General features: G+C 69.5%; 16 protein-coding genes and 1 tRNA gene. 1 reads left to right on the plus strand and 16 read right to left on the minus strand.

What is annotated here, in order from left to right; all coding sequences use genetic code 11:
- The 9 genes from ACLL9L_RS12315 to topA form a co-directional block, all read right to left on the minus strand.
- Positions 1–398 (minus strand): hypothetical protein (locus tag ACLL9L_RS12315; RefSeq protein WP_411284951.1); only part of this gene is annotated, 398 nt, incomplete at its 3' end.
- A gap of 540 nt (positions 399–938) precedes the next feature.
- Positions 939–1015 (minus strand) — tRNA-Thr (locus ACLL9L_RS12320).
- 89 nt (positions 1016–1104) lie between these two features.
- Entirely contained in the window at positions 1105–2697 is a 1593-nt protein-coding gene (locus ACLL9L_RS12325; RefSeq protein WP_411284952.1) for an alpha/beta hydrolase, read from the minus strand.
- Between the two features lie 101 nt (positions 2698–2798).
- Positions 2799–3938: a DNA polymerase III subunit delta' gene (locus ACLL9L_RS12330; protein WP_411284953.1), complete on the minus strand. Its 1140-nt coding sequence runs from the start codon at positions 3936–3938 to the stop codon at positions 2799–2801.
- Positions 3935–4534 (minus strand): dTMP kinase, encoded by a 600-nt coding sequence (gene tmk / locus ACLL9L_RS12335; protein ID WP_411284980.1) that lies wholly within the window; start codon positions 4532–4534, stop codon positions 3935–3937. The genes ACLL9L_RS12330 and tmk overlap by 4 nt, the downstream gene beginning before the upstream one ends.
- Before the next feature lie 94 nt (positions 4535–4628).
- Positions 4629–4826, minus strand: a complete 198-nt coding sequence (locus ACLL9L_RS12340) for a hypothetical protein (protein ID WP_411284954.1) — start codon at positions 4824–4826, stop codon at positions 4629–4631.
- Positions 4827–4871: 45 nt separating this feature from the next.
- Positions 4872–5675: a MerR family transcriptional regulator gene (locus ACLL9L_RS12345; RefSeq protein ID WP_411284955.1), complete on the minus strand. Its 804-nt coding sequence runs from the start codon at positions 5673–5675 to the stop codon at positions 4872–4874.
- A 186-nt stretch (positions 5676–5861) separates the two neighbouring features.
- Positions 5862–7232 carry a serine hydrolase domain-containing protein gene (locus tag ACLL9L_RS12350; protein WP_411284956.1) on the minus strand — a complete coding sequence of 457 codons (1371 nt, stop codon included), beginning with the start codon at positions 7230–7232 and terminating at the stop codon, positions 5862–5864.
- 3 nt (positions 7233–7235) lie between these two features.
- On the minus strand, positions 7236–10061 hold the full coding sequence (gene topA, locus ACLL9L_RS12355; protein WP_411284957.1) for a type I DNA topoisomerase: 2826 nt from the start codon (positions 10059–10061) through the stop codon (positions 7236–7238).
- A 160-nt stretch (positions 10062–10221) separates the two neighbouring features.
- Between topA and ACLL9L_RS12360 the strand changes: the two genes are divergently transcribed.
- Positions 10222–11004: a dioxygenase gene (locus tag ACLL9L_RS12360; protein ID WP_411284958.1), complete on the plus strand. Its 783-nt coding sequence runs from the start codon at positions 10222–10224 to the stop codon at positions 11002–11004.
- 60 nt (positions 11005–11064) lie between these two features.
- Here ACLL9L_RS12360 and ACLL9L_RS12365 read toward each other — a convergent pair whose 3' ends face one another.
- The 7 genes from ACLL9L_RS12365 to ACLL9L_RS12395 form a co-directional block, all read right to left on the minus strand.
- Positions 11065–11955, minus strand: coding sequence for a carbohydrate ABC transporter permease (locus tag ACLL9L_RS12365; protein WP_411284959.1), 891 nt, complete (start codon positions 11953–11955; stop codon positions 11065–11067).
- A complete protein-coding gene (locus tag ACLL9L_RS12370) occupies positions 11952–12851 on the minus strand; it encodes a carbohydrate ABC transporter permease (RefSeq protein WP_411284960.1) in 900 nt (299 codons plus the stop codon). The genes ACLL9L_RS12365 and ACLL9L_RS12370 overlap by 4 nt, the downstream gene beginning before the upstream one ends.
- Before the next feature lie 6 nt (positions 12852–12857).
- Positions 12858–14153, minus strand: coding sequence for an extracellular solute-binding protein (locus ACLL9L_RS12375; RefSeq protein ID WP_411284961.1), 1296 nt, complete (start codon positions 14151–14153; stop codon positions 12858–12860).
- The gene (locus tag ACLL9L_RS12380; protein WP_411284962.1) at positions 14150–15076 is read right to left on the minus strand and encodes an N-acetylmuramic acid 6-phosphate etherase; all 927 of its coding nucleotides are present in this window, start codon (positions 15074–15076) and stop codon (positions 14150–14152) included. The genes ACLL9L_RS12375 and ACLL9L_RS12380 overlap by 4 nt, the downstream gene beginning before the upstream one ends.
- Before the next feature lie 135 nt (positions 15077–15211).
- Positions 15212–16975: a serine hydrolase gene (locus ACLL9L_RS12385; RefSeq protein WP_411284963.1), complete on the minus strand. Its 1764-nt coding sequence runs from the start codon at positions 16973–16975 to the stop codon at positions 15212–15214.
- Entirely contained in the window at positions 16972–18282 is a 1311-nt protein-coding gene (locus ACLL9L_RS12390; protein WP_411284964.1) for an exo-beta-N-acetylmuramidase NamZ domain-containing protein, read from the minus strand. The genes ACLL9L_RS12385 and ACLL9L_RS12390 overlap by 4 nt, the downstream gene beginning before the upstream one ends.
- Before the next feature lie 109 nt (positions 18283–18391).
- Positions 18392–20197 (minus strand): glycoside hydrolase family 3 protein, encoded by a 1806-nt coding sequence (locus ACLL9L_RS12395; RefSeq protein WP_411284965.1) that lies wholly within the window; start codon positions 20195–20197, stop codon positions 18392–18394.
- Positions 20198–20204: the final 7 nt, after the last annotated feature.

Here is a 20204-nt window from a genome sequence, read left to right on the forward strand (position 1 = left end):
GTTGCGCCTGTTGCGCCTGTTGCGCCCGTTGCGCCCGTTGCGCCCGTTGCGCCCGTTGCGCCCGTTGCGCCAGTGGCACCCTGAGGACCCATCGGGCCAATCTGGTTCCAGGTGATGAGCCTTTCGTTGCCCTTGCAGGTCGCGTTGGCAGAATCGATGATCCGCGTCGAACCGTCGCTCTTGAGGAAACAGGCGCTGATCACGCCGTTCGCGGCCGGTATCGATGCCTGCGCCGCCGGGATTCCTCCGAGGAGGGCGAGCGCAGTTCCACCACCTAGAAGAAGCTTGCTCTTCTTCGACTTCAGCAGGCCAGACCTGCGTTCCCTGCGAGTAGACATTGAGATCCGATCCTGAAGCCTTTGAAATGTGAACTGCGGTCCATCGATACGCAGCGCCAAACGATGTAAACCCCCCCGTCAGTGGCTGAACCGGGGGGATCATCTAAGGACTAGTGGCTGAGTTGTGCCAGCCGTTCGTACTACGACGGCGCTAACAGTCCCAGCCCGCCGAGGCCCATCACTCCACCGTGTGCTGTAGATCAGGTGACTACGAACGCCATGGCGACGAAGCCGCGTCAGCGAGTCGCGCAACCCCGGCTCGACCGCGACATCATGTGGAGATCGGGACAGGCCCCGCCCCTGGTGCTGCTGGAAGCCGTGCTCGCTCCCGCCGGCGACGGCCCGACCCGCAGCGTCGTACTGCCCAGTGCGAGAACGACGCGTCCGCTGCTATGAAGCCGAGCAGATAGACCACGCGAGGTGCAGGTGCAGGTGGGACAGCCAAGGATGCGCGACATACCGTTGCGAGCAGTTGTCCTTGAGGGGTGGTGCCGTCGGGGGATATGCCGGCTGTCAACGGCGGGGGTATGTGACAGTCCGGAGGGCATGGGAAAGGCCCCCTCGACTGGCGTCGTGGAGGCCTGACCTGCGGTTTTGCTGTGGAGCCGCCTATCGGAATCCAACCGATGACCTATTCATTACGAGTGAATCGCTCTGGCCGACTGAGCTAAGGCGGCATACGCCCAAGGGCGCGGGGCAAGAGTATACGGAAGTCCGGTCAAATCTCCGAACCGGCTTCAGGCACCCCGTCCACAAGCTCAGCCGGTCAGCATTTCAGCCCGTCGGTGGGCACGGTCCCCTTGACGTAGTAGGCGTCGATCGGCTTGTCCACGCACGCGTTCGAGCGCGTGTACGCCGTGTGCCCGTCGCCGTCGAAGGAGATCAGGACCGCGTTGGACAGCTGCTGACGCAAGCGGACAGACCATTCGTAGATGGTCGCGGGGTCACGCGTGGTGCCCACCACGACGATCGGCCCGGAGCCGGGGGCGCTGACCTTGTGGGCCGTCGTCGTCGGCTTGACCGGCCACACACCGCAGGCCACCGAGCCCCAGGCCAGCGCCTTGCCCCAGGTCGGAGCGACCTGCTCGGCCTCGGCGGCGTTGGCCTCGACCTGCTTCGGGTCGGCGGTGTCGGGCTTGTCGAGACAGTTGACGGCGTAGATGACCTCGAGAAGGTTGCCGGTGTACTTGCCGGCGGACGTGCGCTGGGCATAGCTGTCGGCGAAGCTCATCAGGGCGTTGCCGTCGCCGTTCTTGGCGGCCCGCAGGGCGTCCGACAGCTTGGGCCACGTGGACTGGTCATACATCGCCTCGGCGATCCCCACGGAGGCCCAGCCCTCGGTCAGCCGGGTGACCTGCTGGTCGTCGGTGACGGGGACCGGCTGGGCGTCCAGGCCAGCGAGGAAGTCACGGAACCACTTCATCCCCTCGTCGACCGACCGCCCCACCGGGCAGTTCGAGCTGCCGACGCAGTCCTGCACGTAGGAGCGGGTCGCCAGCTCGAACCCCTTGGCCTGCCCGATGCTGATCTCCTTGGAGGTGAGGTCGGGAGCGACGACCCCGTCGAGGACCATCCGGCCGACGAGCGTGGGGAAGAGGTCGGCATAGGTCGCCCCGAGGAAGGTCCCGTAGGACTTGCCGAGGTAGTTCAGCTTCTGCTCGTCCAGGGCCGCCCGGAGCACGTCCATGTCCTTGGCGACGTCGACCGTGGAGACGTGGGCGATGAGCTTCGGGTTCTTGGCCGCGCAGGCGTCCGCGAGCTGCTTCGAGGCGGCAATGTATGCCGTCTCCTCGCCCGCGTCGTCCGGCGTCGGGTCGGCGCCGAGAAAGGCGTCGAGCTGCTTGTCGTCGAGGCAGTCGATCGGCGACGACTTGCCCACCCCGCGGGGGTCGAAGCCCACGATGTCGTAGCTGCGCCGCACGTCCGCACCGACGATCTGGTTGGCGTACTTTGCGTAGTCGACACCGGAGCCGCCCGGGCCCCCGGGGTTGACGACGATCGAGCCGATCCGCGAGCCGGAGTTGCGGGCCTTGACGCGCAGCAGGGCCAGCTGGATGCTCCCGGCGTCGGGGGCGGCGTAGTCGATCGGCACCGTCAGCTGGGCGCACTCTCCCCCGGTGCAGGAGGACCAGCTGAGCCTCTGGGCATAGAACGCGCCCAGACCCGTCGTCCCCGTCGGGGGCGCCTGCGTCCCGCCGGACGTGCCACTGGGGGCCCCTCCGGACGACTGACCCGCCGAGCTCCCGTCTGGCACGAACGGCAGCACCAAGCACGAGGAGAGGGTCAGGCTGGCAGCAGCAACGCCGGCCACGAGAGCCCCGACGCGTCGCGCCCTCAGACGTCGGGCGGGCTGGGTCATGGTTGCTCCTCGGTGTCCACTGCGGGCGCGTGCCCCTGCCCGCGCGTCGCCTGCACCGTATCCCGGGATCCTGACAGCATGGCGCCGTGCCCGCTGCGCCGTCAGTGGTGCTGCTGGAGGGTCACGGTCATCGCCTCGAGCGCCAACAGGGGCGGCACGTTCGCGTTGATCCGCTCTCGGGCCTCACCGATGGCGTCCATGGCCCTCAGCAACACCTCCGGAGGGTGGGAGGACGCCAGGGATCGAACGAGGTCGATGCTGTCCTGGTTGACGAGGTCCACCCTGGCCCCGAGGCGCAGCACCAGCGCGTCCCGGTGGATCGAGAGCAGGTCGACGAGCGAGCGGTCGACGACGTCGCGGGCGAAGCGGGTCGCGCGCGTCTTCTGCTCCTTCTCGAGGGAGCTCAGCTGGGAGCGGATGTGCGGCGGCTGTGTCCTGGCCGAGGGATCGGCCCCGAGCGTCTCCATGAGCCGGGTGCGCTCGGCGGCGTCCCGCTCGGCCGACGACGCGCTCGACTCCTCGTCGGCGATGGAGGCCAGGTCCGCCGCGGCGCCGATCGCGTCACCGATGGTGCGGATCTTGCCGGGCAGCGAGATGACGTCGCGCCGGCGGATCCGGGCGCCCTCGTCGCGGGCCAGCCGGCGGGCCAGCCCGACGTGGGACTGGGCGGCCCGCGCGGCATACGACGCCAGGGCGGGGTCGATGCCGTCCCGCCGGGTGAGCAGCGCGGCCACCGCCTCGACGGGCGGGGTCCGCAGCCGCACGTGCCGCGAGCGCGAGCGGAGGGTGATGATGACGTCCTCGAGCGACGGCGCGCAGAGCATCCACACGGTGCGCGGTGTCGGCTCCTCGAGGGCCTTCAGGAGGGCGTCGGCTGCGCGCTCAGTGAGCCGGTCGGCGTCCTCGATGACGATGACGCGCCACGCCCCGACCGACGGTCGCAGCGCCGCCTCCTGGACGAGCGCGCGGGTGTCCTCGACCTTGATCGACAGGCCCTCGGTCGCGACCACGGTGACGTCGGCATGGGTGCCGTCCAGGGCCGTGCGGCACTCCCGGCACTCTCCGCAGCCGTCACGAGGGCACTCCAGCGCGGCCCCGAATGCCCGCGCCGCAACGGATCTGCCGGATCCGGGCGGACCCGTGAAGAGCCACGCGTGGGTCATCGCACCCGGGACCCCGACCGCTCGCACCAGGGTCTCGACGGCCTCCGGCTGCCCGATGACGTCATCCCAGACGGTCACGACAGGACCCCGGCGGCGCTCAGCCAGGCGACGACCTCGGCGTGGATCAGCTCGGGGGCCGCAGACCCGTCGACGACGAGATAGCGCTGCGGAGCGGCCCGCGCCAGGAGCAGGAAGTGCTCGCGCACGGCGGCGTGGAAGTCGTCGCCCTCGGCCTCGAGCCGGTCCTGGACCGCTCCCCGGCGGGACCTGCCGACCTCAGGGGTGACGTCGAGGACGATCGTCAGGTCGGGCAGCACCCCGGCGACCGCCCAGTCCTGCAGGCGCGCGATCTCGTCGGCGCCAAGATCGCGCCCGGCGCCCTGGTAGGCGATGGAGGAGTCGACGTAGCGGTCGGTGACGACGACCGCGCCCGCCGCGAGCGCCGGCGCGATGACCGTGTCGACGTGGTGCGCCTTGTCCGCCGCGTAGAGCAGCGCCTCCGCCCGCGCCGACACGTGGTCACCGTGCAGCACGAGCTGGCGGATCTGTGCCCCGAGCTCGGTGCCCCCCGGCTGCCGGGTGACGAGGACGTCACGTCCGCCCCGTCCGAGCGCCGCGGCGAGGAGCGTGACCTGCGTCGACTTGCCGGCGCCGTCGCCGCCCTCGAAGGCGATGAAAAGGCCGGCAGGGCCTCCGGCGTATGCCGGACGCTCGCCTTCCGCTGCCGGCGCATCGCCCGGTGTCCTCGCCTCGTCCACGGCGTCGAGCCTAGGCCAGAGGCCCGACACCCTCACCGTCGCCAGCCAGTCCCTCGACGAGGAGGACCAGATCGACCAGCGGGCCGTCAACGAGGCGGACCGCGACGGCTGAGCCGGGCACGATCCCCGTCGGGAGGATGACGGGGGGCTCGTCGTGGGTGAGGCCGGACCCCGTCACGCAGTATTCCGGGCCCACCACGGTGGGCACGGCATACTGCGTGAAGGCCTACAGGCCAAGCCTGGCTTCCTTACCTCAACACCGTCTGCTGTCCTGCCGGTCCGCATTCGCGTGGATCGCGTCGCGCACGTACTGCGCCAGCCCCGGCTCCTGGTCCTCGTAGGTCCTGGTGAAGCGCGGGTCCGCGACATACATGTCCCCGAGGTTCCGGTGGAATTGCGGCGTCAGGTCGTAGAACCGGTGATGGATGTGCTGGCGGTGCGCCTCAGCCGCGTCCATGGCCTGCACGCTCGAGGCCGGCTTCCCGGACCGCTTGGCCACGACGAGAGCGGCGCCAACGGCATCCATCTCCGCCTTGATCTCGACCCAGTCCTCCTTGGAATAGCCGGACGTGCGCTGCTGCGACTGCTTCCACGCGTCGCTGTCACCCCACCTCTCCTGCGCCTCCTGCGCGTAGTCCTCCGAATAGCTCTCACCAAAGAGCTCCCGCTGTTCCTGCGTGGTCAGCTTGATGCCAGACATCTCTTTCTCCAGTGCTCGCTCGATGGCCGTCACGAGGTCGTGCATCTCGTCCAGCCGGGACATGACCGCTGCCCGTTGGCGGCGTAGGTGGCCCTCGAGGTCGGCTCCGGTCGCGTCGACGAGCTTCGCGATCTCGTCGAGCCCGAACCCGAGCCGCCGGTAGACGACGACGTTCTGTAGCCGCTCGAGGTCCGCCTCGCTGTAGAGGCGATACCCCGCGCGACTTCTCCCGCTCGGGCTGAGCAGGCCGATCTCGTCGTAGTGGTGCAGCGTGCGCACCGTCACGCCGAGCTCGGCGGCGACCTGGCCGACGGTCAGTGCCGCGCCCATGGTCCCCATCCAGGTCCCTTCGGTCATGTCGTCCAGCGTGCCGCCTCACGTCGGGGGAGGGTCAAGCGGCTTCTCGCCGTCACGCAGCCTCGTCTCGGGTGCCGTTCACAGATCCTCTCGTGAGGAGTTGTGGACGCCGAGCGAGAACGGCATCCGCCGTATGCGGACATCGCGACCCATCTCAAGGAGGGAATCACGCCGCGCTGAGGAGAGTCAGCGCCAGCCGGCGTCGTCGACGCCGCCGGGGATGTCCCGCGCGGGGTCGTAGGGCAGCCGGGTGTAGCGGAACGACGCGAGGTCGAGGTGGCTCACCGAGCCCGCCTCATCGCGCACGACCCGCAGCGGCTCGCCCGCGTAGTAGCCGTCGAGCCCGACCCAGGAGCCGTCGCCGACCGACCGGAAGCGCGCACCCCGCCCCTCCCCCGGGACGCCGAGCGCGAGGTCACCGTCACCCATGGCGCGGACGATGGTCACCGCCGGACCCCAGTGCCATATCCCGACGATCTCGATCGCGTCGGCGCTCGACCCGCCGCTGTGCCACGGCGCGGGCTCGAGCGGCTCACGTTCGCCGAGCATGGTCACCAGGTCACGGCCGAACGGCTTCATCCCGGTCGTCGAGTTCGCGAACCAGACGGCCCCGTCACCGCTCTCGACGTCGACCTGCAACCCCGCGAGGAAGCCGGGCATCGAGCCTCCGTGCCCGGCATACCGGGTGCCCTCGTGGTTCCAGACCTGCCAGCCGAGCCCGTGCGCCGAGGTCCAGGCCTGGCCCGGGAGGTCGCTGACGACCTGGGGCTCGAGCATCTCGTCCAGCGTGTCCGGGCGAAGGATGTCGCCGGTGTCGCCACCGAGCAGCACCGCCCACCGCGCGAGGTCCTCGACGGTCGACCAGAGCTGACCGGCGGGAGCCATCGCGCCGCCGTCGTGCTCCGGTTCGGCGAGGAGCAGGTCGGCGAAGGGGTGCACCGCAAGACCCTGCGCGGCCTTGCCGTCGGGGCGGGTGGTCGTGCGGGTCATGCCCAACGGTGCGAGGAGGTCTCGGGCCACGACCTCGTGCCACGGTATGCCGTGTGCCCGGGCGAGCAGCTCGCCGAGCGCTCCGTAGCCGACGTTGGAGTAGTGGTAGCGGCGGCCGGCGCGCAACCGCTGCACCGGGGACGGCGAGGTGAGGTCGGACCAGTCACCGCCCGTCGTCCGCTCCCACCAGGGGCCGTCGGTCTCGGCCTGGAGACCGGAGGCGTGTGAGAGCAGCTGGGCGATGGTGACCCGCCCGAAGTCCGTCCCGGTCACGTGGTCCTCGACGCGGTCGTCGAGGTCGACCCGGCCCTCGTCCCGCAGCCGCATCACGGCGACCGCGACAAAGGTCTTGGTGATCGAGCCGATCCGGTACTGCGTGTCCGGATCGGCAGCGACCCCGTCGGCGCGTCCGTCAACCGTGCCGCGGGCGTCGGCCCAGACCAGAGCGCCCTTGCGGGTGACCCCGGCGGCGACGGACGGGAGTCGACTCTCCTTCTGCTCCACCGCGATCCGCTGGGACAGGGCCCGAGCCGTGCTGGGGTCGATCTCGATCCGGGGCGGCGGCACGGGTCAGGCCTTCTTCGCCGTCGTCCTCGTAGTGGTCGCCTTCTTCGCCGCCTTCTTCGCGGCGGTCTTCTTGACCGTCTTCTTCGCGGCCTTCTTGACAACCCGCTTGCGAGTCGTCGGGCCCTTGGCGCGCTTCTCGGCGAGCAGCTCGAAACCACGCTCCGGCGTGATCGTCTCGGGGTCGTCGTCGCGGCGCAGCGTCGCGTTGGTCTCGCCGTCGGTGACGTAGGCCCCGAAGCGCCCCTCCTTGACCACCGTCGGCTTGCCCGACACCGGGTCGTCGCCGAGCTCCTTGAGCGGCGCGACGGCAGCCCGGCCCCGCAGCTTGGGCTGGGCGTAGATCGCCAGCGCCTCCGCGAGTGTGATGTCGAAGAGCTGCTGCTCGGACACGAGGGAGCGCGAGTCGGTGCCCTTCTTGAGGTAGGGGCCGTAGCGCCCGTTCTGTGCGGTGATCTCGACGGCCGTCCCGTCCTCCTCGCTCGCCGCGCCGACGACCCGGGGCAACGAGAGCAGCCTCACGGCGTCGTCGAGGTCGAGCATCGAGAGCTCCATGTCCTTGAACAGCGACGCGGTGCGTGGCTTGACCTTGGTCCTGCCGCGCGACTTCGTCGTACCGGAGGCCACCGTAGGGTCGTCAGGCGGCAGGACCTCGGTGACGTAGGGACCGTAACGACCGGCCTTGGCCACGATCTCGAGACCGGACTCCGGGTGCCTGCCGAGGATCTTGCCGTCGTCGGCCGCCGCCTCCAGCAGCTCGCGGGCCTTCGCCGGCGTCATCTCGTCGGGGGCGATGTCGTCGTTGATCGTGGCCCGCCGGGGAGTCACGGGGACCGTCGCGTCGTCGCCGAGCTCACCCGTCGCGGCATCGACCCCGACGGGGACGACCTCCTCGACATAGGGCCCGTAACGGCCGACCCGCACGACCATCCCCTCGCCGAGGGGGATCGTGGAGATCTCCCGGGCATCGATCTCGCCGAGGTCCTGGACCAGCTCGCTCAGCCCGGTCACGGACGTCGCCTCGTCGCCGAAGTAGAAGCGCTGCAACCAGGCGACCCGCTCCTCCTCACCGTTGGCGATCCGGTCGAGGTCCTCCTCCATCGAGGCGGTGAAGTCGTAGTCGACGAGCTTGGAGAAGTGCTCCTCGAGGAGACGGGTCACGGCGAAGGCCAGCCAGGTGGGGATCAGGGCGTTGCCCCGGGTGCCCACATAGCCACGGTCCTGGATCGTGCCGACCGTCGCGGCATACGTCGAGGGTCGTCCGATCCCCTTCTCCTCCATGGCTTTCACGAGGGTCGCCTCGGTGTAGCGCGGCGGCGGTGTGGTCTCGTGACCGTCGGCGTCGGCGCGCAGGACGGCCAGTGGCAGGCCCTCGCTGAGCTTGGGCAGGCGTCGCTCCTCCTCGGCGACCTCCTTGCGCTTGCGGGCGCCCTCCTCGTCACGACCCTCCTCGTATGCCGCGAGGAAGCCGCGGAAGGTGACCACCGTGCCGCTTGCGGTGAACTCGACCTGACGGGCCACCTCGACACCGCTCAGTGTGGCCGCCAGCTTGACCGTGGCGGTGGAGCCGCGGGCGTCCGCCATCTGCGAGGCGACGGTGCGCTTCCAGATCAGCTCGTAGAGCGCGTACTCGTCGCCGCGCAGCTCCCCCGCGACCTGCGCCGGGGTGCGGAAGCGGTCCCCGGCCGGGCGGATCGCCTCGTGCGCCTCCTGGGCGTTCTTGACCTTCACGGTGTAGCGGCGAGGGTCTGCAGGGACGTAGTCGGCGCCGTAGAGGTCGCGGGCCTGGCTGCGGGCCGCCGTGGTGGCCGACTCGGACAACGTCACCGAGTCGGTGCGCATGTAGGTGATGTAGCCGTTCTCATACAGCCGCTGCGCCACGCGCATCGCGTTCTTGGAGCTGAGCCGCAGCTTGCGCGAGGCCTCCTGCTGGAGGGTCGAGGTCGTGAACGGCGCTGCTGGCCGCCGGGTGTAGGGCTTCTCCTGGACGGAGGACACGACGACCGGGGCCTCGCGGACCGCCGCGGCGATCGCCCGGGCCATCGTCTCGTCGAGGTGGGCGACGGCCGTGGACTTGAGCTGACCACTGTCGAGGAAGTCGCGACCGGACGCGACCCGGTCACCGTCGACGGCACTGAGCCGGGCGGTGAAGGTGTCGCTCGCCACCGTCTCGCCAGCGCTCGTGCGGGTCGTGAAGTCGCCCTCGACGTCCCAGTAGGACGCCCGGACGAACTTCATCCGCTCGCGCTCGCGTTCGACGACCATCCGGGTCGCGACGGACTGGACGCGCCCGGCGGACAGGCCCTGGCGGACCTTGCGCCACAGCACGGGGGAGACCTCGTAGCCGTAGAGCCGGTCGAGGATGCGCCGTGTCTCCTGGGCGTCGACGAGACGGGTGTCGAGCTCGCGGGTGTCGGCGACGGCGCGCTGGATCGCCTCGCGGGTGATCTCGTGGAACACCATCCGCTTGACGGGAACTCGCGGCTTGAGGGTCTCGAGCAGGTGCCAGGCGATGGCCTCGCCCTCGCGGTCCTCATCCGTGGCGAGATAGAGCTCGTCGGCGTTCTTGAGCAGGCGCTTGAGCTCGGCGACCTTCTTCTTCTTGTCGTTGTCGACGACGTAGTAGGCCTCGAAGCCGTTGTCCACGTCGATGGCGAACTTCCCGAACGGGCCCTTCTTCATCTCGACCGGCAGCTCCGACGGGTTCGGGAGGTCACGGATGTGACCGACCGACGCCTCGACGTCGAAGTCACCCCCGAGATACCCGGCGATCGTCTTCGCCTTGGCGGGCGACTCGACGATGACGAGCTTGCGCCCCTTGCCTGCAGCCACGGCATACCTCTGTCTCTCCGGTCCCACGTGCAGCGGAATCGTCGCTGCGCGGACGTGGGTCGCGAGCCACACCGTAACGCCTCTGCCCGGAATGCGACGCTCAGGTGGGGCGTGGTGTCCGATAGTTGAATGTTGAACTACTACGGGATAGGCTGGCCACATGACCGCAACACCGGTGCTCTACCTCAGTCACGGCGCCCCGCCGCTGGCCGACGACGCGACCTGGTCGGGTGAGCTGGCGAGCTGGTCCGCCGACCTACCCCGGCCGAAGAACGTGCTCATGGTCTCGGCCCACTGGGAGGAGGCGCCGCTCGTGCTGTCCTCCACCACCGGCGCGCCGCTGGTCTACGACTTCTGGGGGTTCCCGCAGCGCTACTACGACGTGACGTATGCCGCCCCGGGTGCACCCGAGCTCGCCGACGAGGTGGCCGGGCTCGTCTCGGCGCCGGGCACCCCCGTCCACCGGGACGAGGCCCGCGGCCTCGACCACGGGGCCTACGTGCCGCTCGTCGAGATGTTTCCCGAGGCCGACCTCCCGGTCCTCCAGATGTCGATGCCGACCCTCGACCCGCGCACCCTCTTCCGGATCGGGCAGAAGCTCGCCCCCCTGCGCGAGCAGGGCACCCTGATCGTCGGGTCCGGCTTCACGACCCACAACCTGCGCGAGTTCGACCCCTCGCGCGCCTCCGACGCGGCGGCGCCGGCCTGGTCGGCCGAGTTCGACGCCTGGGCCAGGGAGGCCATGGAGCACGAGGACGTCGACGCGCTGCTCGACTTCCTCGACAAGGCGCCGGCGGCCCACATGGCCCACCCCCGCACCGAGCACTTCGCGCCGCTGTTCGTCGCGCTGGGCGCGGCCCACGCCTCGGGCGGCACGGCGAGCAGGAGCGTCATCGACGGGTTCTGGTTCGGCCTGTCGAAGCGGTCCTGGCAGCTCGGCTGACCGCGGACCTCTGAGCGGGAGCACGGTCCAGACGCCGTCAGTCAGGTCCCCGTGTGGTGCTCACTTGCTCATGCCGGCAGTCAGGCCGGCGACGATCTGCTTGGTCGCCACGAGGAAGAGAATGATCAGCGGCACGGTCGCGATCACGAGGCCGGCGAACAGCGACGACCAGTCGGTGGCGTACTCACCGAAGAAGGTGGTCAGGCCGACCGGGACGGTGTATTTCTCCCGGGTCCGCAACAGCACCAACGGAAAGAGGAAGTCGTTCCAGATCGGCACGAAGCGGAACACCACGACTGTCGCCACCGCGGGACGCACCATCGGGACCATGATCCGCACGAACATCTGCCAGCTGTTGGCGCCGTCGATCCGGGCAGCCTCCTCGAGCTCTGGCGGCAGCTGCCGGAAGAACGTCGTCAGCACGAAGATCGAGAACGGCACCCCGGCCGCGGCATACACGAGCATGAGCCCGAGCCGGGAGTCCACGAGGCCAAAGCCGTCGAGCAGGTAGAAGATCGGCAGGATCGCCAGGTGGATGGGCAGCATGAGGCCGCTGATGAACACCGACTCCAGCATGGTGAGGAGGCGCGAGCGGCTGCGAGCCAACCCGTATGCCGCCATGGTCGAGACTGTCGTGGACAGCGCGACGGCGCCCACGGTCACCAGCAGGGAGTTGGTGAAGTACTCCCCGAAGCGGCCCTCGGTCCACGCCTTGGCATAGCTGTCGAGCTTGAGCGGCCACGGCGCGCCGAGCGGGTCGGAGTAGAGGCTGGAGGTGGTCCGGAACGAGTTGGCCACCATGAGCATCAGGGGGATGAGCGCCGCGATGGCGTAGACCCACAAGGCCACGCTCCCCGTGCGGCCACCGACCGGACGCCGCCCACGACGCCGCGCCGCTTCCGAGGACGCGCTCCCGGCCGTGACGTCCGGCCTGCGCAGGGTCGTGGTCATCCGGCGACCCTGTCCTGGTGTCGGCGCAGCACCCGGGTGGCCGCGACGGCGCCCCCGAAGATCACCACGAAGAGCAGCCCGGCGATGGCGGACGAGCTGCCGATGGCGTTGGTCGACCCGTTCTCGAAGGCCGTCCGATAGAACAGCAGCGAGATGAAGTCGGTGGCGCCTGCCGGGTTGCCGGTCGAACCGCCAAAGGCGTAGGGCAGGGCGAAGGCCTCCATGGCGAAGATGAAGGTGAGGATGCTGACCGTACCGATGGCGGGCACCAGCAGCGGGAAGACGATCGAGCGGAAGGTCTGCCAGTGGCTCGCGCCGTCGACCCGCGCAGCCTCCGCGAGCTCCTCGGGCACCCCACCAAGCGCTGCGCCGTAGAGGAGGACGGGGAAGCCGACCCACTGCCAGGCGCTCACGAGCACCACCACCCAGAGGGCGGTCGAGGGGTCACCCAACCACGGCAGGGCCAGGGACTCCAGACCGATGGTGCGCAGCAACGCATTGAGCGGCCCGAAGGTGGGCGAGAGCAGCAGCGTCCACAGGTAGCCGATGACGATCGGACTGACCAGGTAGGGCATCGCGTAGAGCGTCTGCAGCACCCGGCGCGTGCGCGCCCGGGCGTGCAGCAGCACCGCGATGCCCAGGCCGAGGGTGTTCTGGATAAGCATCGTCCCCACGAAGAAGGCGATGTTGTGCCCGAACGCCCGGGGCAGCTGGGTCGTGAACGGTTCCTGGGTGAAGAGGACCACGAAGTTGCCGAGTCCGACGAACCCGCCACGCGTGGTTCCCTGCCAGTCGAAGAACGCATAGCTCAATGCCGAGGCCATCGGATAGAGCACGAAGACACCAAACAACAGGAGCGCCGGGGCGACGAAGAAGAGCCCGCTACGTCGTGACATCCGTTGCTACGGCGTGGGCTTGAACCACTGCGACACGCCGGTCTGCAGGTCGGTGCTGATCGCGGACGCGTCCTTCTTCCCCAACAACATCTCCTGGACTCCGGTGCCGAGCAGGTCCGTCCCCGACGGCGTGCCGTAACGGAAGTCGACGAGCAGGAGGTACGGCGTGGGGTTCTTGGCGTAGTTGTCGGCCATCTGCTTCAGCAGCGGGTCGGAGTAGCTGACGCCGGGCACCGCGGAGAGCTGTTTGACCTTGTCCGCGACGAGCTGACCGAACTCCTTGGTGGCCATCCACTTCACCAGCTCCTTGCTGGCATCCTGGGCGTCGCTCTTGGCCGAGACACCGAAGGCGCCGTCGGCATAGCCGGTGGTGGTCGGGGCCGTCGACGGCGAGCCCTGCGGCGCCGGCACCTCGAACACGCCCATCTTCAGCCCCGGGTTCTGCTTCTCGAAGAACCCGAGCTCGAAGGAGCCGCCGGGGAACATGGCTGCCTTGCCCGAGGTGAACAGGATCTGGGCGTCGGTGTAGGCCACCCCGACGGCGCTCTCCGGCAGGTATGGCTTGAGGGCGTTGACCACGTCCACGGACGCCACCCAGTCGGGGTCGTTGAAGGTCTTCTGACCGGTCGCGACCGCCTTCTCGAACACGCTGCCCCCGAAGCGGGGGGCCGCGAGCACCTGGTGCACGATCGGGAGCGTCCAGGAGTCCTTCGCGCCCACGGCGATCGGCGTGACGCCGTGGTTCTTGAGCGTCTCGTTGGCCGTCATGAACTCGGCCCAGGTCGTGGGCGGCGTGAGGCCGTTCTCGGCGAAGATGTCCTTGTTGTAGAACATCTGCAGCGTCTGCTGGGCCAGCGGAACGGCATACAGTTTGCCGTCATCCTTGCCCTTGGCGCTCTTGACGACGTTGGCGTCCCAGCTGCTCAGGTCAACGACCCCGTCGAGGGGCAGGAGACTCTTGGACGCGATGGTCGGCTGCAGCTGCCCGTAGGACCGCACCTGCGCGACGTCGGGGCCCTTCGATCCGGCCAGGCCGGTCGTGAGGATCAGGTTGTACTCGGTGTTCTTGAAGGACGTGAAGTCGATTTTCGTCCCCGGGTGCTCCTTCTCGTAGACGGCGAAGATGGCGGTGTATGCCGCGACGTCCTCCGTCCGCCACGACCACACCGAAAGGGTCACGTCCTGGCTGCGTCCGGCGCCGGCGGCGCCGCTCGAGGGGCCGGAGGGCGAGCAGGCAGCAAGGGCGGCCACGGCTGAAGCCAGCGCGAGGACGGCGAGGTGCCGATGGTGGGCGCTGCTCATCGGGCGATCTCCTGTCGGTCGATTGTTGGGCCGTCCTCGGGCTGCAACGATCGCATGGCACCTGAAACCGACCCCTGACTCTGCTCCAGCGACGCCTTGGCGGTGTCCGGGTCGACCCCGGCCATGAGCACGACCAGAGCGGGTTTGAGCTCGCCGCGGGTCAGCTCGAGTGCCTTGCGAGCATCCACCTCGTCAGCCCCGCTGGCCTCGCGCAGGATCCGGATCACCCGCCCGCGCAGCTTCGCGTTGGTGGCCACGACGTCCACCATCAGGTTGGACCAGGTGTGCCCCAACCGGACCATGACGCAGGTGGAGAAGCTGTTCAGTACGAGCTTCTGCGCCGTGCCCGCCTTGAGCCGGGTCGAGCCGGCGATGACTTCGGGGCCGGTGTCGACGGCCAGGAGGTGCTGGACCTGGCCGGCGAGCTCGGCCCGGGGGTTTGCGGTGACGAGGACGGTCAGCGCTCCCCGCGCGCGGGCCACCGACAGCGCCCCCGCGACGTACGGCGTCCGGCCGGAGGCGGTGATCCCGATGACGACGTCGAGGGGTCGGATCACGGACGCATCAGCGGCACCGAGATCGGCGTCGTCCTCGACGTTCTCGACGGCCCGAAGCAACGCCTCCGCTCCCCCGGCCTGGTGGGCCACGAAGAGCCCGTCCGGGGCGTTGAAGGTCGGCATCAGCTCGGCCGCGTCGATCACCGCCAGGCGCCCGGAGGTCCCGGCACCGAAGTAGTGCACGGTCCCTCCGGCACGGATCCGCTCCACCGCGAGGTCCACCGCGACGGCGAGCTCCGGAAGGACCTGCGCCACCGCCGTCGCGACGCGGGCATCCTCGCTGTTGATCGTCTGGACCAGCTCCAACGTGCTCATCGAGTCGATCGCTTCGGTGTCCGGATGGCGTTCCTCGGTCGGGGCGCTCACGGATGCCTCGGGCTGCGGTGGGGCTGCTCCATGGGTCACCATCCCATGTTAGTTACTCCCGCGGGCTTGTCAACTCTGTGAATAACTTACATACCGACATCGATGGACGGCGCGGCTGCGCGGCGTCACGTGCGGTCACCTGCGCGCTTGCGTCCAGCCGAGCGCGACCATGGTCTCCGGGTGTCGCTCCCCGTCCAGCACGACGCCCCGCTCACCGGCGACGCGCACGTCGTCGACGTAGACCCCTCGAGCGACATCGTTCGCGTCACTCGTGACACGCCACCGCAGGCGCTGTGGACCGGCCGGCAGATCGGCGCGCGCCCGCAGCCAGCGTCTCGTCCCACTGATGGCGATCGAGCCGTCGCTCTGCGACACCGTCTCTCGGTCACGGACCGTAAACGGCACCGGATGCCAGGTCGTCCCCTCGTCGGTCGAGGACTCCAGGCTCATCGGGTCGGACGAGGGGGTGTCCACGAACAGGTCGAACACGAGGGACGCCCGGCTGGGGACGTCGAGGGTCCTGGTGGTGAGGGTCCTGGTGGTATGGGTCACGGTCGTGGCGTCGTTCGTGCCGCTGAACCACGCGGTGGCACCATGTCGCGGCTCCACGCCCAGCGCGAGCGCCAGTCCTTGCGCGGCCGCTCGACGGGCAGGGTTGCTGCTGCCCCAGGTGCGGCTCGGGTGAACGCGGTTGGACAGCACGATCGCGAACGAGCGCGACATGGTGTCGATGACGATCGAGGTGCCGGTGTATCCCGTGTGACCCGCGGTCGTCGGGCTCGACAGGCCACCCATGTACCAGCGTTGGTCCAGCTCGAATCCCAGGCCGTGGGAATGGTCGGGGAAGGCCTGGTTGTCGTTGGTGATCATCCTTGTGACGCTCTCCGTCGACAGGATGCGGCGGCCGGCATAGGTGCCTCCGTTGAGCATGGTCTGGGCGAGCACCGCCATGTCCTGTGCCGTCGAGAAGATCCCGGCGTGACCGGCGACCCCACCGAGGGACCACGCGTTCTCGTCGTGGACCTCCCCCCGGACCATCCCCCGGGACGGGCTGGCCTCGAACTCCGTCGCGGCGATCCGCGGCCGCAGCGAGGGGTCGGGGTTGTATCCGGTGTCCGTCATCCGCAGCGGGGCCGTGATCCGCTCGCGGACGAGCTGGTCGAGCCCCCTGCCGGTCTGCCGTTCGAGCAGGACGCCGAGGGTGATGAGGTTGAGGTCGCTGTAGACGTAGGTCGTCCCGGGCGGTGAGGTCGGCGCGACGTCCATCACCGCCTGGATCCGCGACGCCTTGTCCGGCCATCCGCTCCAGAGGGGCATCCACGGCTTGAGTCCCGAGGTGTGCGTGAGCAGCTGGCGCACCGTGATGGCGCCCTTGCCGTTGGCCCCGAAGGCGGGCAGGTAGGTGGCCACGGGCTCCTCGAGCCGGATGGCGCCTCGCTCGATCTGTTGCACGACCAGGATCGAGGTGAACAGCTTCGAGACCGACGCCATGTCGAAGATCGTGTCCTCGCGCATGGGGACCCACTGCTCTCGCGGCAGCTCCGTCCCGGCGCCGTCGGCGTAGCGCAGGGCGTAGCCGCTGGCTTCGCGGGCCACGACGTGACCATCGTGCCCCAGCAACGTGACGGCACCGGCATACAGGGGGCGCGTACTGCCCGACGGCTCCTCCCAGCCAGCGATCTGGGTCAGGGCGTCCTCGATCGGCCTGGCGTCGAGCCCCGCGGCGGCCGGCGTGCTGTCCGTCAGGACCGTCCTCGGGCTGGCGAAGCCCTCGAAGGGCCGGTCGAAGCGGGCCACGGGTGCGTCCTTGGCTGACGCGGTCAACGGCGTGAGGAGCGACGCGCCGGCCAGGGCAACGCTGACGAACGCGATGACGAGACTCCGTCGGGGCACCCTCATCCGAGCGAACCCGGGTAGAGAAGGTACTGCTGGCCTCGGCGGTTCCACTCGGAAAGCTCCGTGCGCCAGGCGTTGACGATCTCGGCCGCCGGCGCGCCAGTCATCAGCATGTCGCGGAATCGGGTCGAACCGGTGAGCAGGTCGATCCAGCGTCCGGCGTCGCCACGCCAGTCGAACCCGGCATACAGCCGCTTCGCCTCGACCATCATGTGTGTCGCGACGGTGATCGCCTCGACTTTGGTCGGGTCGGTGACGTGCACCTGGACGCCGCCGCAGACCTTGGTGGCGTGCTTGCTGAACGTCGGGGTGAAGTAGGCCTCCCGGAACCGGACGCCCGGGATCTTCAGCGTGTTCAGCGCCTCCGCCCACCGATGGTCGATGTAGGGGGCTCCGATGAGCTCGAAGGGCCGCGTCGTCCCACGCCCCTCGGACAGGTTCGTGGCCTCGAAGAGGCAGGTGCCCGCATAGAGGAGCGCCGTGTCCGGGGTGGGCATGTTCGGGCTGGGCATGACCCAGGTGAGGCCGGTGTCGGCGAACGTCTGCTCTCGGCGCCAGCCCGTCACCTCGAGGACGGTGAGCTCGGACAGCCGTGCTCCGACTTCGGCCTGCAGGAACTCCCCGTCGAAGAACCGGGCCAGCTCACCCACCGTCATGCCGTGCTGCTGGACGATCTCCTTCCTGCCCACTCCAGAGGTGAACCCGGGGCGCAGCATGGGGCCACGCGCCGACCCGCCCACGGGGTTAGGCCGGTCCAGCACCACGAAGCGCGCGCCGGTCTCGACGGCCGCCTTCATCGCCTCGTACATCGTCCAGATGTAGGTGTAGAAGCGGGCACCGACGTCCTGGATGTCGAACACGACGGTCTCGACCTTGGCGTCCCGATAGAACCCGGCCAGCTTGGTGGACGTCGCTCCGTAGGCGTCGTAGACCATGACGCCGGTCCGTGGGTCGACGTGGTTCCCCTCGGAGTCACCTGCCTGGGCCGTGCCGCGGAACCCGTGCTCCGGGCCGAACACCGCGACCACGTTGACGTCGCCGGAGCCGACCATCGCGTCCACGACGTGGCTCAGGTCACCCAGGACGCCGGTGGGGTTCGTCACGACACCGACGCGCTGACCGCGCAAGGCGGCCCAGCCGCTGGCTCGTAGGTGCTCCGCACCGGTGGTGACACCGCGTCGCGGAGCCGACGGTGGCGCGCTCCCGCTCGGCGTGGCCGCTGCGGCTCCGGCGGCTCCGGCGGCTGCGGGCAGGGCCGCCAGGCTGAGGCCGGCTGCGCCGAGCAGCTGTCGACGGTTGAGGTTGCTCATGCGTGGTGCTCCGATCCGAGAGGTGTCTGCGCCGTGGCGACCATCGGTCGGTGGTCACTGGCACCAGGGGCCACGCGCCGAGGACTGGCCCGCATCGGGTGGGCCGGGGTCACCAGGTGATCCCGAAGCCGAACGGGTAGAGGGCCGTGGCCGGGTCACCCGCGACCGGGATGACGACGGGCAGCTTGCCCGTCGGTGCGACCTCACCGGTGATGACCCGGACGGCCGACTCGATCGCGACCGGGCTGTAGGAGTACGTCGCCAGATAGGTCCTCGCGCCGGGTAGGTAGGCGATGTCGTAGGGGTCGCGAACGGCGATCACCACGACCGGCTTGCCGGTGGCGAGCAGCGCCGCGACCAGCCTCTGCTGCCCGCCCAGGCGGTCGGTCACCGTGGTGTCCCAGGCCTTCATGGTCGTCACGACGACGGCGTCCTGGCCCGCAGCCTTGGCCACGGTGTCCGCGATCGCCGCATCGGCGGGGGCAGCGCCCGTCTCGCGCCTGGTCACCACCGCAGCGCGACGGGTAAGGGCGTCGCTCAGCGTGGTGGTGACTGCGGCTCCGTAGCCGGTCACGAGGATCTTCTTGCCACCCGCAGCCATCGGCAGCGTGGCATTGTCGTTCTTGAGGACCGTCGTGGTGCGGTCGGTGATCGCAGCGGCCTTGGCCAGATGCTCGGGCGTGCCCACCACCGAGTCGAGGCCGGAGGGGTCGGTGTAGGGGTGCAAGAGGATGCCCCGCTTGAGCTTCAGGAGCAGGATCCGCGCCACGCTCTCGTCGAGGCGCTTCTGACTGATCCGGCCGCTTGCCACCGCCGCGAGGACCGCGGCGTGGGCCGCATCCATGTCCGGGGCCATCAGGAGGTTGTCAGCACCGGCCAGAACCGCGCGGACGGCGACTTCTCCGTCGCCGTACTTGTCGCGGACGCCCTTCATGCCCAACGAGTCGGTGATGATGACGCCGCGGAAGCCGAGCTCGTGGCGAAGGATGCCGGTGAGGATGGGCTGGCTCAGTGTGGCGGGGTCGCCTGAGGGGTCCAGTGCCGGGACCACGAGGTGCCCGCTCATGATCATGTCCGCGCCCGCCCCGATGGCGGCCCTGAACGGCGGCGCGTCGATCTGCTGCCACTGCGCCTTGGTGTGCGTGATGATCGGGATCCCGGTGTGGCTGTCGGTGGCCGTGTCTCCGTGACCTGGGAAATGCTTTGCTGCGGCGACGACGCCGCCGTCCTTCTGGTAGCCGTTGACCTGCGCGGCGACCATCGACGCGACCAGCGCCGGGTCCGAGGAGAAGGACCGCGTGCCGATGACCGGGTTGAGAGCGTTCACGTTGACGTCGGCATCCGGTGCGAGATCGGTGTTGATGCCCATCGCCTTCAGTTCCTGCCCGGTGATGGTGGCGGCGGTGCGGGCGTCGTCGATGCTCCGTCCCGCGCCGAGGGCCATCGAGCCCGGGAACTGCGTGGCCGGCGGCCCGACGCGGGTGACCACGCCCTGCTCCTGGTCCGTGGCGATCATCAGCGGGACGTGGGCACCCGACCCGATCGCGGACTTCTGCAGGCCATTGGACAGGCCTGTGATCTGCGTCGGGTTCTTCACACTGTCGGTCCAGGCGAAGTAGATGACCCCCCCGAGGTGATACTTCTGCACGACCTCGGCCGGCGACGCGACGCCGTACAACGGGATGTTGCGCACGTCCGGGGTCGTGGCGTCAGAGCCGTAGACGTTCTGGACGAAGAGCTGGCCGACCTTCTCCTCGAGCGACATGAACCGCAAGGCGGCGGCCACCCCGGCGTTGCGCCCGGGGGCCTGGCTCCCGGGTGCGGCCTGCGCAGGGCTGAGGCCCGGCAGCGCCAGCGCGGCCGTGCACAGGACGCCGGTGAGACGCAGTCGGCGGGAGATCACGGGGTTGGGCATGACGCCT

This window comes from Lapillicoccus sp., from assembly GCF_046595215.1.
Lineage (GTDB): Bacteria > Actinomycetota > Actinomycetes > Actinomycetales > Dermatophilaceae > Lapillicoccus.

What these genes read in the sequence shown, in the direction of transcription:
- ACLL9L_RS12375 (WP_411284961.1), bottom strand. Translation starts at nt 14,153, where the DNA reads ATGAGCAGCGCCCACCATCGGCACCTCGCCGTCCTCGCGCTGGCTTCA.
- ACLL9L_RS12370 (WP_411284960.1), bottom strand. Translation starts at nt 12,851, where the DNA reads ATGTCACGACGTAGCGGGCTCTTCTTCGTCGCCCCGGCGCTCCTGTTG.
- ACLL9L_RS12365 (WP_411284959.1), bottom strand. Translation starts at nt 11,955, where the DNA reads ATGACCACGACCCTGCGCAGGCCGGACGTCACGGCCGGGAGCGCGTCC.
- ACLL9L_RS12385 (WP_411284963.1), bottom strand. Translation starts at nt 16,975, where the DNA reads ATGAGGGTGCCCCGACGGAGTCTCGTCATCGCGTTCGTCAGCGTTGCC.
- ACLL9L_RS12345 (WP_411284955.1), bottom strand. Translation starts at nt 5,675, where the DNA reads ATGACCGAAGGGACCTGGATGGGGACCATGGGCGCGGCACTGACCGTC.
- ACLL9L_RS12395 (WP_411284965.1), bottom strand. Translation starts at nt 20,197, where the DNA reads ATGCCCAACCCCGTGATCTCCCGCCGACTGCGTCTCACCGGCGTCCTG.
- ACLL9L_RS12390 (WP_411284964.1), bottom strand. Translation starts at nt 18,282, where the DNA reads ATGAGCAACCTCAACCGTCGACAGCTGCTCGGCGCAGCCGGCCTCAGC.
- ACLL9L_RS12360 (WP_411284958.1), top strand. Translation starts at nt 10,222, where the DNA reads ATGACCGCAACACCGGTGCTCTACCTCAGTCACGGCGCCCCGCCGCTG.
- ACLL9L_RS12325 (WP_411284952.1), bottom strand. Translation starts at nt 2,697, where the DNA reads ATGACCCAGCCCGCCCGACGTCTGAGGGCGCGACGCGTCGGGGCTCTC.